Below are 14,332 nucleotides of genomic sequence, written 5' to 3'. Positions count from 1 at the left end.
GGGAGAGGCCGGAACTCCGGAGACGCCGGGGATACCGGACGGGAGACGAGGCGCGCCGCCCCCCTACCGAAATTCGTAGCTTTCCTTGATATTCCGGAACAATTCCAGCAGGAAGCGATCCGGCACCGTGTCGCTGTTGATGGCAAGGCGGGAAAGCCGGGTGACGTGGTTGCCGCTGGGCGTGGTGACCGGCTGCAAGGTCAGTTCGTGAGTGCGGCTGCCGCCCTGCCTGCCGCTGGCGGATTCGTCGGTGGTCAGGCGCAGCACCCACGCAGAACCGGACCGGGTCCAGCCCATGGTCACGCGATGCCGCCGGGCGGCGTGACGCTCCACCAGCGCCAGCAGTTCTCGCAGGGTGAAGGCCTTGTCGCGGCCTGACACGCCCAGGTATTCGCCGTTGCGCCGGATGACCAGCGGCCTGTCGAACAGGGTTGCGGGCGGCGTGGTGGCGGAATCCTTGCCGGAAGTGGCCCGGTCATGGCCCGCATCCGCCTGCGAGGCGGAACCGGAAGCGCCGCTGGCCGAAGGGCCGTCGTCCCGCGCGTCGGCGCCGGATGTGGCTTGACCGGATGTCTCGTTACGGGATGCGCCCTGGTGGGATGTGCTTTGACCGGAAGCCGTCTGGCCGAAAGCGTCCTGATCGGAAGCAGCTTGGCCGGGAGAAGTTTGGCCGGAAGCGTTCCGGCTGGCCCCGGCAGCATCGACGCGCGCACCGTCGCCAGCAGCGTTTTCTGCCCCGCCTGCGTTGCCCCCGTCGGTCTTGGTGCCGTTTGTTCCAGCTTCCGCTGGTTCGGCATCCCTCCGTCCGGCTTCCGATGGCCCGGCCTCCGATGAACCGGCACCCGCAGGACCAGACACCACAGCATAATAGTCGTCCACGAGGCGGGTTACCGCTTCGGTGCGTTCGCGGCGCAGCAGTTCCAGCGCCTCGTCCAGCCGGGCCGCACGCTCGTCAAAGGCGGCCAGCAGCATGTCGCGGTCGGCACGCAGTTCCTCCACCTGACGACGCAGGCTGGATAGCTCTTCCAGCATGTGCCCTTGCACCTGAAGCAGCGCGGCCATACGGTCGAGCAGGCCGGGCAGGCCTTCCACGGCAGGGTCCGCAGGGGCAGAGGCCGCCGTGTGCGGTAGAGCGTTCGGCAGTTGGTCCGGCAAGTGGTCCGGCGAGTGCGCCAGCGAGTGCGCCAGCGAGTGCGCTGACGAGCAGTCTGGATCCGGCATGGCATCGGATGCGCGGAACCTGTCCCGCAGGTGCGGTTCCACCCCGGTGCCGGATGCCCGTGCGCCCGCCCTGGCGCCCGATTGCCCACCCGAAAGCCCCCCATGAAGGCCGGACCGGACCGCGTCCCCCGGCTGGCCCACGGGGGCATACAGCGCGGCCACCAGTTGCTCCAGCCGTTCCTCGATCTGCTCCGCCGCCACGTTGCGCGTGTACATGCTCCTGATCTCCCTGAAGATGTCCAGCACATGCACGGGATAGCGCAGCCGCCTGCCCCGCCCTTCTCCGGCGGGCAGGAAGCGCGCGAACCTGTCCTTGTAATAGGCGATACTGGAGGGGGGCACGTCGAGGCGGCGGGCGATTTCGCGGAGGGTCAGCAGTTCGCGGATCATGGGGAGGTGCTCCAGTTCTTGTTGTTGCACAGTTGCGCGTCCAGGAGCATTTTGTCAAGAAATCCGCATAAAAATATTGTCTAGAAAATTGTCCAACAACCTTCGGGCATTGGCACAGTCCCTCGCGGCCTGATGGCGCAATGCTCGGGCACGACGCCGAGATGCAGAGTACCACCGCAAGATGGGCAGTGCCGTGCCCTGCGCAAATCCTGACAGGCTTGCAAGCAAGGTAAATGGCTGGGTGCCCGTCAGGCCGGATGGCGGCGGCAGAATAATGCCCCGAACAGGAGCGCCGTGCCCCACCTTCAGACATGGAACATACGGGGGTACGTGGCCGGGTTGCCCACTGGGCAACGAAGACCTGCTGTCGGCGAGAGCTGCCCTCGTGCGTGCCGAGTCCCTGTCCACCCGCAGCATGGCACCCGCAGCCGCCCCACAACCCGCTTGACTTCCCTTGCCAACTTCAATAACTAGCACATCTCGCTTCTGCGGAGGTAACCGCCGCAAGCACGCGTGCAGACCGGGCAATGGCGCGGACTGTGCGTAACTGCCGGAGTAACTCAGTTGGTAGAGTAGCTGATTCGTAATCAGCAAGTCGTGAGTTCAAGTCTCATCTCCGGCTCCAGAACAAAAGCAAGGGGTTAGGCATCAGCCTAACCCCTCTTTTCATGCGCTGTAACTTCGCCGTCAGGCCTCATGCCGCCGGTAGGCATTGCGGCCCCCGCGCTTTGCTTCGTACAGGGCCGCGTCCGCCTCGGCCAGCAGGGCGTCCAGATCCTGCGGTCCGGCAGGCACGCGGCAGCTGCCGCCCACGCTCGCGGTAAACACCACGGCCCTGCCATCTTCCGCCGCCTGACGCCCGGCCTGCTCCAGCCCCTGCCGGATGCGCTCGCCCACGATGTCGGTCACCGGGCCGTCGGCGTCCGGCAGCAGCGCCGCGAACTCCTCGCCGCCGTAGCGGCAGGTGGCGTCATAGCCACGCACCAGCGAGGGCAGCACCTCGCCGATGCAGCGCAGCACCGCATCGCCCACGGAGTGGCCGTGGGTATCGTTGACCCGCTTGAAGTGGTCCACGTCGAAGATCAGCACGCCCACCGGAGTACCCTTGCGCGCGGCAAGGGCCAACGCTGGTTCCGCGGCGGACAGGAAATGGCGGCGGTTGTGCAGCCCTGTCAGGGCGTCGGTGGTGGCCAGCCGGTGGATGTGCGCCTCGTACCGTTCGCGCAGCACCACCACGAACCACACGCACCCGATGAACGCCAGGGCCTGCAACAGCAGCAGCCCCACCATCTCCATGTGCGGCACGGCGGGAAGGTCCGCCCCCTCGTGCCGGGCCAGCATGTACCCTCCCCTGGCCAGCGCGAACATCGCCACCAGCAGGTACGCGCCGCCGGTCACCCGGTAGAGGCGTTGCGACCTCACGTCGCGCGCGGCAAGCAGCAGTGCTCCGCAAGGCAGAAACAGCAGAGCCGCCGCCAGCGTCTGGACGAAGGCCCGCACCTCGAAAGGCCGTTCGGCCACGGCCACCGCCAGCACCGCGTGCAGCACCACCAGCCCGCCCAGCCAGGGCAACACCCGCACCGGACGACCGGTGCGCACCCGCAGCATGGCCAGCGCCTCCATGCCCAGCCCCACCAGCAGCAGGTAGCGGAACGGCGGCAATACGTCTGAAACCGTGGAAGCAAGGCCGAAGCCCAGCCAACCCGCGGCCTGCATGCCCTTGCCCCATGCCAGCAGCCGCAGGTCGTGCCGGTCGCCATCCAGATGGCCGTGCACAAGCAGCAGCCCCACGGTGACGGCGCAGAGCACGCAAAGTGCCATGGACAGGGAGGCCATGGGTCATCCCCCTTGGGTTGGCGCCATACCCGCCCCCTTAGGGCAGGTTGTCAGGGCAAGGTGGAGCGGTTCCGGCCCGGAACGCGTCAGGGCCTGGGCAGCACCTCGCGCACGGCAGCCGCCACGGTATCGCCCAGCGCCGCCGCCAGCACGCCCTGCGCGGTGACCATGGCGGCATGGTCGCCACCGGCGGGCCGCCGCTCGACCATCCGTCCCCGGCGCAGCGTGGCCCCGGAACGGTCCAGCAGGGCCCACCAGGCATCCAGCACCACCGTTCCGCCCAGGCTGCCGTCCAGCCTGTTCACGTCCACGGCCACCCGGATGTCGGCATCGTCGGCACTGGCGCCGGGAAACACCAGAACGTGCCCGCCACCCAGCGCGCGAGAGATGTCCTCTGCCAGCACGCGGGGCAGGCTTTCGGCCAGCGGTTCGGCCCAGCGGTCGAACTCCGCCAGGGCCAGACGCACCCCGTCGCCCTCGCGGATGACGATCTGCGGACGGTCCAGATACGAAGGCACGCTGACAGGCCCCACCGCCACTCTCGCCTGCGGCGCACCGGGCACGCTGCGGATGCCCCCCGGCGCAGGGGGCGAAAGCAGATAGAAGCGTGTGGCGGCGCTGCTGCCCGCACAGCCTGACAACAGCAGGCACGCCAGCAGCAGGACGACCACGCCGGACATGGCGCGTGCGCCGGATAAAAAGCGTGCGCCTGACAAAAAGCATGCGCCGGATGAAAAACATGCGCCGGACGCGATGCCTGCGCCGGACGTGGCGGACGCGGCTGGCGAGCCGGAACGGGATGCGGGGCACACTGCGTGGCGTTGGCGATGCAGGGCGTTCATCAGCGGTAGTCTCCTTTGCCTCGCAGCAAGGCCTCGGGGTGGCGTTCCAGATACTCGGCAAGGGTCCGCAGCGAGCGGGCGGCGGCCCCCATTTCGCGCAGGGCCTGTTGCACTTCGGTCATGGTGCGCGAATCGTCGCGGATGGTGGAGTGGGCGGCGGACAGCGCCGCCTCGGCCCGCGTGGATGCCGCGGCCAGCGATTTCAGCGTCTGGGTGGTCTGGGCCAGGGCGTCCGGCAACTGGCGGTCCAGCTTGTCGGCCAGCGCACCGTAGCGTTGCGCGGCCCCGGCCAGCGACTGGCCAACGGGGCCCACCTGCCCGTTCACCGAGGCCACCAGCTGCCGCACATCCTTCAGCGTGTCGTTGAGGCTGGACGCGGTGTCGGCCACCACGGGCGAATTGACGATCCTGTTCAGCCCGGCCACGGCCTCGTTCAGCTGTGCCATGATGTTCTCGATGGGCAGGTTCTGGAGAGTGCGGGTCAGTTCCTCCATGGGCGAGGGAAGCGTGGGCAGTTCCGGCGTCTTGCCGTCGCCGCGCAGCACCAGCGGGCTGCCGGGTTCGAAATCCACCTCGATCATCAGTTGCCCGGTGACAAAGCTCTGCAAGGCCAGCCGTGCCCGCAACCCCCTGTCGATCAACTGCTGGAGCACCCGGTAGTCCCCCTGCCGTTCGACCACGCCGCCGTCCTTCATGTTCAGGATGCGCTCCGGCTCGAACGCGATGAACACCGGTATGAAGAATTCCAGCGTGTCGGTGTTGTGAATCAGGCGTATTTCGGACACGCTGCCGATGGGCACCCCCCGGAAGACCACCGGCGCACCGATGTTCAGCCCGCGCACCGACCCCTTGAAATAGAGCACCAGTTGGGGCCGGTCCTTCATGAACCTGCCGGAACCGAACAACAGCACCGCCGCCGCCAGCAGCGCCAGCGCCCCCACCACGAATGCGCCGAGCATGGCCTTGTTGGCTGCGCGTGCCATTACCGTTCCTCCTTGCAGCAGAATGGTGCATCGGACCCTGTTCCGGCTTCGTCCGCAGAGTGCGTCACGCACCCCGGTGGCGCCTCGCGCGGTTCGGGCCTGCGTGCCGCGCCCATGGACGATTCGCCCCGGGTCAGGAAGCACACGGCCTTGGGGTCGCGCGCCTCGCGCAAGATGTCGTTGGGATTGCCGCTGGCGGTCATGGTGCGTGTTTCCACGTCCAGGAACACCGAATTGGTGCCGATGGCGAAAATGGACGCCAGTTCGTGCGTGACCACCACGATGGTGGTGCCCAGGCTTTCGCGCAGTTCCAGGATCAGGTCGTCCAGCAGCCGGGCGCTCACCGGGTCCAGCCCTGCCGACGGCTCGTCGAAGAAGACGATCTCCGGGTCCAGCGCAAGCGCCCGGGCCAGCCCGGCCCGCTTGCGCATGCCGCCGCTGATCTCCGAAGGGTAGAACCGCTCGAAGCCCGCCAGCCCCACCAGGGCCAGCTTGAAGGACACGATATCCGCGATCTCGGCGCGCGACAGCCTGGTGTACTGCTCCAGCGGCAGGGCCACGTTCTCGGCCAGGGTCATGGAACTCCACAGCGCGCCGCTCTGGTACAGGATGCCCGCGCGGCGCATCACCGCATCGCGCACTTCCGGGGCGCCGCCCCAGAAGTCGGTGCCGCCGTAATGCACGGTGCCGGAGGCGGGTTGCTTCAGCCCCACCAGCACCTTGAGCAGGGTGGACTTGCCGCAGCCGCTGCCGCCCATGATGATGAAGATGTCGCCGCGCCGGATGTCGAAGTTCAACCCGCGCATGAGCACGAACGTGCCGTACGACACGGTCATGTCGCGCACCCGGATGTGCGGCGCGGGTGGCGAGATGGCGGACGATTCCGTGGTCTGACCCGTATGGCTCATATGCCCAGCACCTCGCAGGCCACGGTGATGAACGCGGTGCACACGATGATGGACACGATGCCGCTGACCACCGCCGCCGTGGTGGCCGCGCCCACCGCCGAGGCGCTGCGGCCGCAGCGCATGCCGTGGTAGCAGCCGCACAGCGCCACCACCACGCCGAATACCGCCCCGTGGGTGATGCCTATCCACAGGTTGGCCAGCGACAGCGCCTCGCGCGTGGCGTTCAGGTATTCCATGGGGTTCAGGTCCAGCATGAACACCCCCACGATGAATCCGCCAAGCATGCCCATGAGGTCCGCGTAGATGGTCAGCAGGGGCAGCATCACCACCAGGGCCAGCAGGCGCGGCAGCACCAGCTGCTCCACCGGGCGCAGGCCCATGGTGGCCAGTGCGTCCACTTCCTCGTTGACCTGCATGGTGCCCAGGATGGCCGCATAGGAGGCCCCTGTGCGGCCGGCCATGGTGATGCCGGTCATGATGGCCCCCATCACCCGCACCATGGCGATGGCCACCAGGCTGGCCACGTAGATCTGCGCGCCGAACACCCGCAATTGCACCGCGCCCACGAAGGCCAGGATGAGCCCCACCAGCATGCTGATCAGCGAGACGATGGGCAGCGCTGCGGAACCGCTTTCGGACATGAACTGCAACAGGTCGCGCCGCCGCATGTCCGCCTTGCCGCGCGCAAGCCGGTACAGGGCGAAGGCCACCTCGCCGATGAAGTCCAGGGTGGACCCCACCGGCCTGGGCAGGGCCAGCACCGCTTCACCGATGCGCTCCAGCAGGCCCGACCGCGCATCGCCACGGGCGGCCCCGGCACGCTCCGGCACGGCAAAGGACAGGTCCACCAGCCGGGTCAGCCCGGCGGGCAGGCCGCTGGTGTCCACGGAAAGGTTGCGTTCGCGGCAGGCGCGGACAACCCCGGCCACGAAAATGGCCAGGCTGCTGTCCCAGTCGCCCAGTCCCTCCGCCACCAGGGTCACGCCCGCAACACCCGGCTCGCGCAGCCGCGCCATGGCCGAAGTACGGGCCGCGCCGTCCGGCGGGGCGTCCAGGTTCCATGCGCCGCTCACGGCCAGTCGCAGGCTGGTTGCCCCCTGCGTTCCGGCACTGGTGACGGTAAGTGTGGCGGGGTGTGGCATGCAGTGTCCGGTATGTGTTGCGGCGGGCTGGCAGTCTGCACGCGGGCGGCCCAGCCTGCCGCCCGCGCGATCATCCGGGCCGTTCCATCCCGGCCCGTCGGGTTCCTGTCCGTTGCCCTTGCGGACCTACGGGCGCAGGTTGCCCGCCTTGAATTCCGCCAGCCGCTTGCCCAACAACTTCGCCCAGTACTCGCAAGCGTCCCTGGCGTCCTGCATGGAACCGCGCAGGGGGGCCTTGGTGCCGCTGCGGCGGTCCACCGCCGCGGCCAGTTGGGCGCCGGTGCCGCCGTCCAGCAGTTCCATTTCCACCGCCGCCTCGCCGGTGCCGATGTGCTCGCCGCCCACGGCCCGGCTGGCGCCGGACACCGCGATGCCGATGGGCACGATGGAGGTCAGCGTGCCGCTCACGGGCTCGCCGGGCACAAGGTCGGTCAGGGCGGCGCGCAGCACCAGCACGCGCGGGCCGGGTTCGCCCACCACGCGGTAGCTCTTGCCCGCCTCGCGCACCAGGGCATCGCCGAAGAAGCTCAGAACTTCATCCAGTTCCTTGGCGTCCACTCCCTTGAAGGGCGCATCGGCCTTGATCCAGGCCTTGGGCCGGTCGATGACCACGGCGTCGTAGTCCTTGGCGCTGATGCCGGACTTGATCCAGATCAGCCCGGCCTGATCATCGCGCCCTTTCTTCAGCTTGCCGTAGTCCTTTAGGAAACCCGAAGGTTTTGCCTCCATCTGATGTGCTGCGCAGCCGGTTACCGCAAGCAGCAGGGCCAGGGCGATGCACGACGTGACGCGGGAAATGCTGGTCATGGCTACCTCTGGTGATCGTTTTCGGGTTGCGCCGTGGCGCGTTGCGGCGTGCCGCGTTCGCTCAGGCGTTGGATGACGGTGAAGAAGACCGGCACGAACATGACGGCAAGGAAGGTGGAGGCCAGCATGCCCCCGAACACCGCCGTGCCCAGGGCACGCTGGCTGGCCGAACCTGCGCCCGAGGCGGTGAGCAGCGGCACCACGCCCAGGATGAACGCGAACGAGGTCATCAGGATGGGCCGCAACCGGGCGCGGGCGCCTTCCACGGCGGCCTCGGGGATGGACATGCCCTTGTGCATGCGCAATTCCCGCGCGAACTCCACGATGAGGATGGCGTTCTTGCTGGCCAGCGCGATGAGCAGCACGATGCCGATCTGGGTGTAGACGTTGTTGTCCATGCCACGGACGGAAACGGCGATGCAGGTGCCCAGCAGGGCCAGCGGCACCACCAGGATGATGGCCGCCGGGGCCGACCAGCTTTCGTACTGGGCGGCCAGCACCAGGAACACCAGCAGCACCGCCAGCCCGAACACCGCGAAGGCCTCGTTGCCGGTGGCCTTTTCCTGGTAGGCCATGGTGGTCCACTCGAAGCCCATGGTCGACGGCAGGGTGCGCCGGGCCATGTCCTCCATCAGGGCCAGCGCCTGGCCGGAACTGAAGCCCGGTGCGGCGGAGCCGATCAGCGATGCCGCCGGGTACAGGTTGTAGCGGGTCACCACGTCGGGGCCCACCACGTCGCGCACGCTGGTCATGGCGCCCAGGGGCACCATGCGGCCATCGGCGTTGCGCACCTCCAGCTGGCCGATGTCCCCGGCCTCCAGCCGGTAGCGGCTGTCGGCCTGCACGCGCACCTGGTACGCCTTGCCGAACTTGTTGAAGTCGTTGACGTACGATGATCCAAGATAGGCCTGCATGGAGCTGAACACGTCGCTCAGCTGCACCCCGTGGTCCTTGACCTTGGTGCGGTCCACATCCACGTACAGCTGCGGCGTGCGGGCGGTGTAGGTGGTTGCCACCCCGGAAAGGCCCGACTGCCCCCCGCCCGCCCCCATCATCTGGTAGGCGGCGTTTTCCAGCGCCTGCGCCCCGGTGGCGGCACGGTCCTGCACCATCATCTCGAAGCCGCCCGCGTTGCCCAGCCCCTGGATGGGCGGCGGCGTGACCACCAGCACCATGCCCTCCTGGATGGCCCCGGTCTTGCGGCGCAAGTTGGCCACCAGCTTGTCCTGGGTCAGGTCTCCCCGCTCGGACCAGTCCTTGTACATGACGAAGATCGTGGCCGAGTTGGGGGTATTGGCGTTGTTCAGGATGGACATGCCGCCGAAGGTGATCCAGTTGGCCACGCCCGGTGTTTCGGCAAGGATGGCATCAAGCCTTGCCGTCACCTCGCGGGTGCGCGACTGCGACGACGCGCCCGGCAACTGCACCGCCACCAGCGCGTAGCCCTGGTCCTCGTCGGGCAGAAAGCCCGTGGGCAGCGTGGAGAAGAACCAGAAGGTGGCCGAGATCAGCCCCACGAAGACCAGCATGGTGGTCCAGGCGTGGTGCACCATGGTGGTCAGCAGCGCCACGAAGAACCGCTCCACCGCGTCGTACGCCTTGTTGAAGCCGCGGTAGAAGGCGTTGCGCCCCGGCACGATGGGCTTCAGGAACAGGGCGCACTGGGCGGGGGTCATGGTGGCGGCCAGCAGCGCGCTGACCAGCGCCGTGGAGGCGATGACCAGCGCGAACTGGCGGTACAGCTGCCCGGTGATGCCCGACATGAACGACGCGGGCAGGAACACGCACGACAGCACCAGGGTGATGCCGATGATGGGGCCGAACAGCTGCACCATGGCCTTCACGGTGGCGTCGCGCGCCGAATCGCCGTGTTCCATGTGGTGCGCCGCCCCTTCCACCACGATGATGGCGTCGTCCACCACGATGCCGATGGCCAGGATGATGCCGAACAGGGTGACCAGGTTCACCGAGAAGCCCAGGGCCATCATGGCCATGAACCCGCCCAGGATGGTGATGGGCACCACCGTGGCGGGCACCAGCGTGGCCCGCCAGTCCTGCAGGAAGATCAGGATCACCGCCAGCACCAGCACGGCTGCCTCGAACAGGGTGTGGTACACCTGCTCGATGGCCGCCTCGACGAAGCGGGTGGTGTCGTAGGGAATGTCCCAGGCCACGCCGGCCGGAAAGTCCTTGCCGATGCGCTGCATGGTGGCGGTGACCTTCTGCGCCACGTCCAGCGCGTTGGCCCCCGGCAACTGGTAGATGATCACCAGCGAGGCTGGCTTGCCGTTCTTCTGGGCGTACAGGTCGTAGGTCTGGCCGCCCAGTTCCACCCGGGCCACGTCCCGCACCCGGACGGTGCGCCCGGTGGGGCCGCCCGTGGCGGTGCGGATGATGATGTCCTCGAATTCCGAAACCTCGGAAAGCCGCCCCTGCGTCTGCACGGTGAACTGGAAGTTCTGGGTGTCCGGCGCGGGCTGCGCGCCGATCTGGCCGGCGGCTACCTGCACGTTCTGTTCGCTGATGGCGTTGACCACGTCCTTGGTGGTCAGGCCCAGGCTTTTCAGGCGCGGGGCGTCCAGCCACACGCGCATGGAATAGCTGGCCGCGCCGAACACCATGGCCTCGCCCACGCCGGGAATGCGCGCCAGTTCGTCGCGCACGCGCAGCGAGGCGAAGTTGCTCAGGTACAGGTCGTCATGGCTGCCGTCGGGAGAGGTAAGCGTGACCACCTGGAGGATGGCGGTGGACTTCTTCTTCACCGTCACGCCCTGCCGCTTCACCTCGTCGGGCAGGCGGGCCATGGCCACGTTGACGCGGTTCTGGACCAGCACCGTGGCCATGTCGATGTTGGTGCCCAGCGCAAAGGTGATGGTGAGGCTGTACGTGCCGTCGTTGGCGCTCTTGGAGGACATGTACAGCATGTCTTCGACGCCGTTCACCTCCTGCTCTATGGGCGCGCCCACCACGTCGGCCAGCACCAGCGAGTTGGAGCCGGGGTAGATGGCCTTCACCTCCACCGTGGGCGGGGTGATGTCCGGGTACTGCGAAATGGGCAGCATGATCAGCGACACGACGCCGATGAGAATCAGCACGATGCCGATGACGTTGGAGAGGATGGGGCGGTCGATGAAGAACTTGGCGAACATGGCGGCCTCGCAGGTGGGAATGTGGTGCCGCTAGCCGGCGGGTTTGGCGGCGGGCTTGCCGTCTCCCTTGCCGTCTCCCTTGCCGCCTTGGCCCGCTCCGGGGGCCGCCGCGTCTGCCGCCACCGGGTCCACCGGGCTGCCGGGCCGGGCGCGCTGCATGCCGTTGACCACCACGCGGTCCCCGGCCTCCAGCCCCTTTTCCACCACCTGCCAGCCTTCGTGCAGCGCCCCCAGCTTCACCGGGCGCTGCTCGGCCACGTTCTGCGCGTTGACGACCATGACGTACGACCCCGACTGGTCCTGCCCCAGGGCGCGTTCCGGCACCAGCAGCGCCGCATCGCGCCTGCCCATGGCCACCCGGATGCGCGCGTACAGCCCGGGCACCAGCCGCCCGCCGGTGTTGGGAAAGATGCCCCGCAACAGCAGCGTGCCGGTGGAAGGGTCCACCGTGGGGTCGGCGTATTCCAGCTTGCCCGCGTGGGGAAAGGCGTCCTCGTCGGCCAGGGCCAGTTCAAGGGGCAGTTCCGGCGGCGTGCCGTTCTTGCCGTTCCTGGGCTTGTCGCCCATCAGCCGCAGCAGGTCGCGTTCGTTGATGCTGAAATACACGTGCACCTGATCGCGGCGCACGATGGTGGCAAGCTTGGTCACCGCGCCGGGGCCCACCACGTTGCCGGGGTCCACCAGGCGGCGGGTCATCTGGCCGTCGAAGGGGGCGACGATGCGCGTGTAGCCAAGGTCGATGCGGGCCGTTTCGATCTGGGCGCTGGCCCGGCTGATGCCCGCCTTGGAGCTGTCGCGCTGCTGCTGCCAGCGCACCACGTCCGCCTCGGACCCGGCCTTTTCGGACAGCAGCTTGCGGCTGCGGGCCAGTTCCGTCTCGGCCCGGTCCAGGGAGGCGCGCTGCACTTCCAGTTCCGCCTCTGCCCGTTGCAGGGCCGCCTGGAACGGTTCCGGCTCGATGAGGAACAGCGGGTCGCCCTTGCGGACCATGGCCCCGTCGCGGAACTGCGCGCTGCGCAACACCCCGGTGACCCGGGCGGTGATGTCCACCGACTCCACCGGGGCGATGGTGCCGGTGAACTCCATGTATTCGACCACCGGCCCCACCCTGGGCGGCGCCACCGTGACCTTGGGCGGCGGGGGCGGCACGAAGGCGTTGCGCGAATCGCACCCGGCAAGCACAGGAAGGGCCAGGGCGGAAAGCAGGACCAGAAACGCCGGGCGGAGAACCTGAAAAACGATGGGGTGGCGCGTCATCGGAATCTCCATGCGAACGGGGTGTGTTCCGGGGGCTTCTAGATGTCGGGGGGGCGCACGTCGCCACCGGTCGGCACGGCGCCGTGCTCTTCGGGCAGCGCGCCCCAGTCGGTGCGCGCACGCATCTCGCGCAGCGTTTCGAGCGGGATGGGCCCGTTTTCGGGCAAGGTGCGCCAGCCGCCCCCCAGCGCCTTGAACACGGCCACGAGGCTCTGGCTGATCTCGCCGCTGGCCTGGGCCAGCGCATCCTGGCGCGTGGAAAGGTCGCGCGCGGCGGTGAGCACCGTGGTGAAGTCGGTGGAGCCTTCCTGGTACTGGACCATGGCCAGTTCCAGCGACCGGGCGGCGTCGGCGGCGCTTTCGGCCAGCAGGGCCGCCCTGCCCTGCGCGTTGAGGTAGCGGTCGATTCCGTCCTCCGTTTCGCGCAGGGCGGACAGCACCGTTTCGCGGTAGGCCGTCAGGGCCTGTTGGAACCGGGCGTCCTGCGCCCGCACGTTGTTCGCGATGCGCCCGTAGTTGAACAGCGGCAGGGTCAGGCCGGGGCCGCCGTAGGCCGTGAACCCGTGCGAGAAGGTGTCGCCCGTGCTGAAGGCCCCCACGTTGCTGGCGGTAAACCCCACGAAGCCGCCCAGCGAGACGGACGGGTAGAAGTCGGCCTTGGCCACGCCCAGCCGGGCGCACTGCCCGGCGGCGGCGTATTCGGCCTTGCGCACGTCGGGGCGGCGGCGCAGCAGGTCGGCGGGAATGCCCAGGGCCAGACCGGGCGGGGCCGTGGGAATGGGGGCCGTGCCGAGCATGGCGGCTATGTCCTGCGGCGGCTTGCCCAGCAGCACGCACAGTGCGTTGCGGGCCTCGCGCAGGGAATGGGCCAGGCTGGGGATGCTGGCTTCCGTATCGCGCAGCAGGGAAAGGGCCTGGCGCATGTCGCGCTCGCTGGTGGCCCCGTAGTTGAAGCGCGCCGTGGCGATGCGCAGGCTTTCGCGCTGGATGGCCACGTTGTTGTCGGCGATGGCCAGTTGCTGTTGCAGGGTGCGGTACAGCACGTACGACTGCGCCACATCCGCCGTTACCGCCACCATGGCAGCCTCGTAGTCGGCCGCGGCGGCGCGCAGGTCGGCGTCGGCGGCTTCCACGCCGCGCCGGTACTTGCCCCAGAAGTCCAGTTCCCACGCGGCGTCCAGGCCAACGCTGGTCTGCACGTAGTCGGGGTTGCCCCGGCCCGTGCCGGGCTGGGGGGCGGTGGGCGTGCGGTCGCTGGGATGGGTCCAGGTCAGGCCGCCGGTGGCCTGCTGCCGTTGCGGGTACAGGTTGCCCACGGCAACGCCAAGGCGGGCGCGGGCTTCCAGTACCCGCAGGGCGGCCACCTGCAACGAAAGATTGCCGCCGCGCGCCTCGGCCAGCAGCCCGTTCAGGGTGGCGTCGTCGAAGGTGCGCCACCACTCCTCGCTCACCTCGCGGGTGGCGGTGGCGCCCAGTACGACGGCATCCTGCCATCCGGTCGGCATGGCGGTGTCCGGCGCGCTGAAATCAGGCCCCACCTTGGCGCATGCGGAAAGCATGAACAGCAGGAGCAGCAGAAGCGACAGACAGCGGGAAGCATCGGTCACGGCGGGGGCCTGTGTCCCCAGTGCGAAAGAGCGGGCAGGCAGCGTCATGGGCTTTCCTCTTTTCCGCGAAAAGATGGGACAAGGATGACTCTGCCTATAGTATCCACGCGCCGTTGGCTTCGGGCAATTAGATTCTCGAACATGCCGTCGCGCAGGAAAAATGGAGCACGGCGATCATGGCCGCCCAACA

10 protein-coding genes and 1 tRNA gene are annotated in these 14,332 nt (G+C 68.4%); 1 reads left to right on the top strand and 10 read right to left on the bottom strand.

The features are described from left to right. Window positions 1-63 precede the first annotated feature (63 nt). On the bottom strand, window positions 64-1,641 hold the full coding sequence (locus tag K6142_RS05165; RefSeq protein ID WP_223290211.1) for a MerR family transcriptional regulator: 1,578 nt from the start codon (window positions 1,639-1,641) through the stop codon (window positions 64-66). 519 nt (window positions 1,642-2,160) lie between these two features. Here K6142_RS05165 and K6142_RS05160 point away from each other — a divergent pair. Next, window positions 2,161-2,236 (top strand) — tRNA-Thr (locus K6142_RS05160). Between the two features lie 62 nt (window positions 2,237-2,298). On the opposite strand, the gene K6142_RS05155 is transcribed toward K6142_RS05160, so the two are convergent. The 9 genes from K6142_RS05155 to K6142_RS05115 form a co-directional block, all read right to left on the bottom strand. Beyond that, on the bottom strand, window positions 2,299-3,447 hold the full coding sequence (locus K6142_RS05155; RefSeq protein WP_190243635.1) for a GGDEF domain-containing protein: 1,149 nt from the start codon (window positions 3,445-3,447) through the stop codon (window positions 2,299-2,301). Between the two features lie 86 nt (window positions 3,448-3,533). After that, entirely contained in the window at window positions 3,534-4,127 is a 594-nt protein-coding gene (locus K6142_RS05150) for a membrane integrity-associated transporter subunit PqiC (protein WP_190243634.1), read from the bottom strand. A 161-nt stretch (window positions 4,128-4,288) separates the two neighbouring features. After that, on the bottom strand, window positions 4,289-5,272 hold the full coding sequence (locus K6142_RS05145) for an MlaD family protein (RefSeq protein ID WP_190243633.1): 984 nt from the start codon (window positions 5,270-5,272) through the stop codon (window positions 4,289-4,291). Continuing rightward, window positions 5,272-6,180, bottom strand: a complete 909-nt coding sequence (locus K6142_RS05140) for an ABC transporter ATP-binding protein (protein WP_190243632.1) — start codon at window positions 6,178-6,180, stop codon at window positions 5,272-5,274. The genes K6142_RS05145 and K6142_RS05140 overlap by 1 nt, the downstream gene beginning before the upstream one ends. Then, window positions 6,177-7,322, bottom strand: a complete 1,146-nt coding sequence (locus K6142_RS05135) for an MlaE family ABC transporter permease (RefSeq protein WP_190243631.1) — start codon at window positions 7,320-7,322, stop codon at window positions 6,177-6,179. Before K6142_RS05135 ends, K6142_RS05140 begins: the two co-directional genes overlap by 4 nt. Before the next feature lie 126 nt (window positions 7,323-7,448). Then, window positions 7,449-8,129 carry a DUF3313 domain-containing protein gene (locus K6142_RS05130; protein WP_190243630.1) on the bottom strand — a complete coding sequence of 227 codons (681 nt, stop codon included), beginning with the start codon at window positions 8,127-8,129 and terminating at the stop codon, window positions 7,449-7,451. A gap of 2 nt (window positions 8,130-8,131) precedes the next feature. Continuing rightward, window positions 8,132-11,278, bottom strand: coding sequence for an efflux RND transporter permease subunit (locus tag K6142_RS05125; protein WP_190243629.1), 3,147 nt, complete (start codon window positions 11,276-11,278; stop codon window positions 8,132-8,134). 30 nt (window positions 11,279-11,308) lie between these two features. Continuing rightward, window positions 11,309-12,535, bottom strand: a complete 1,227-nt coding sequence (locus tag K6142_RS05120) for an efflux RND transporter periplasmic adaptor subunit (protein WP_190243628.1) — start codon at window positions 12,533-12,535, stop codon at window positions 11,309-11,311. 38 nt (window positions 12,536-12,573) lie between these two features. After that, a complete protein-coding gene (locus K6142_RS05115; protein ID WP_190243627.1) occupies window positions 12,574-14,190 on the bottom strand; it encodes an efflux transporter outer membrane subunit in 1,617 nt (538 codons plus the stop codon). Window positions 14,191-14,332 lie beyond the last annotated feature (142 nt).

The organism is Nitratidesulfovibrio sp. SRB-5 (genome assembly GCF_019931275.1).
GTDB lineage: Bacteria > Desulfobacterota > Desulfovibrionia > Desulfovibrionales > Desulfovibrionaceae > Cupidesulfovibrio.
The sequence above is the reverse complement of the archived record's forward strand: the minus strand, read 5'-3'. Positions and strand labels throughout refer to the sequence as shown.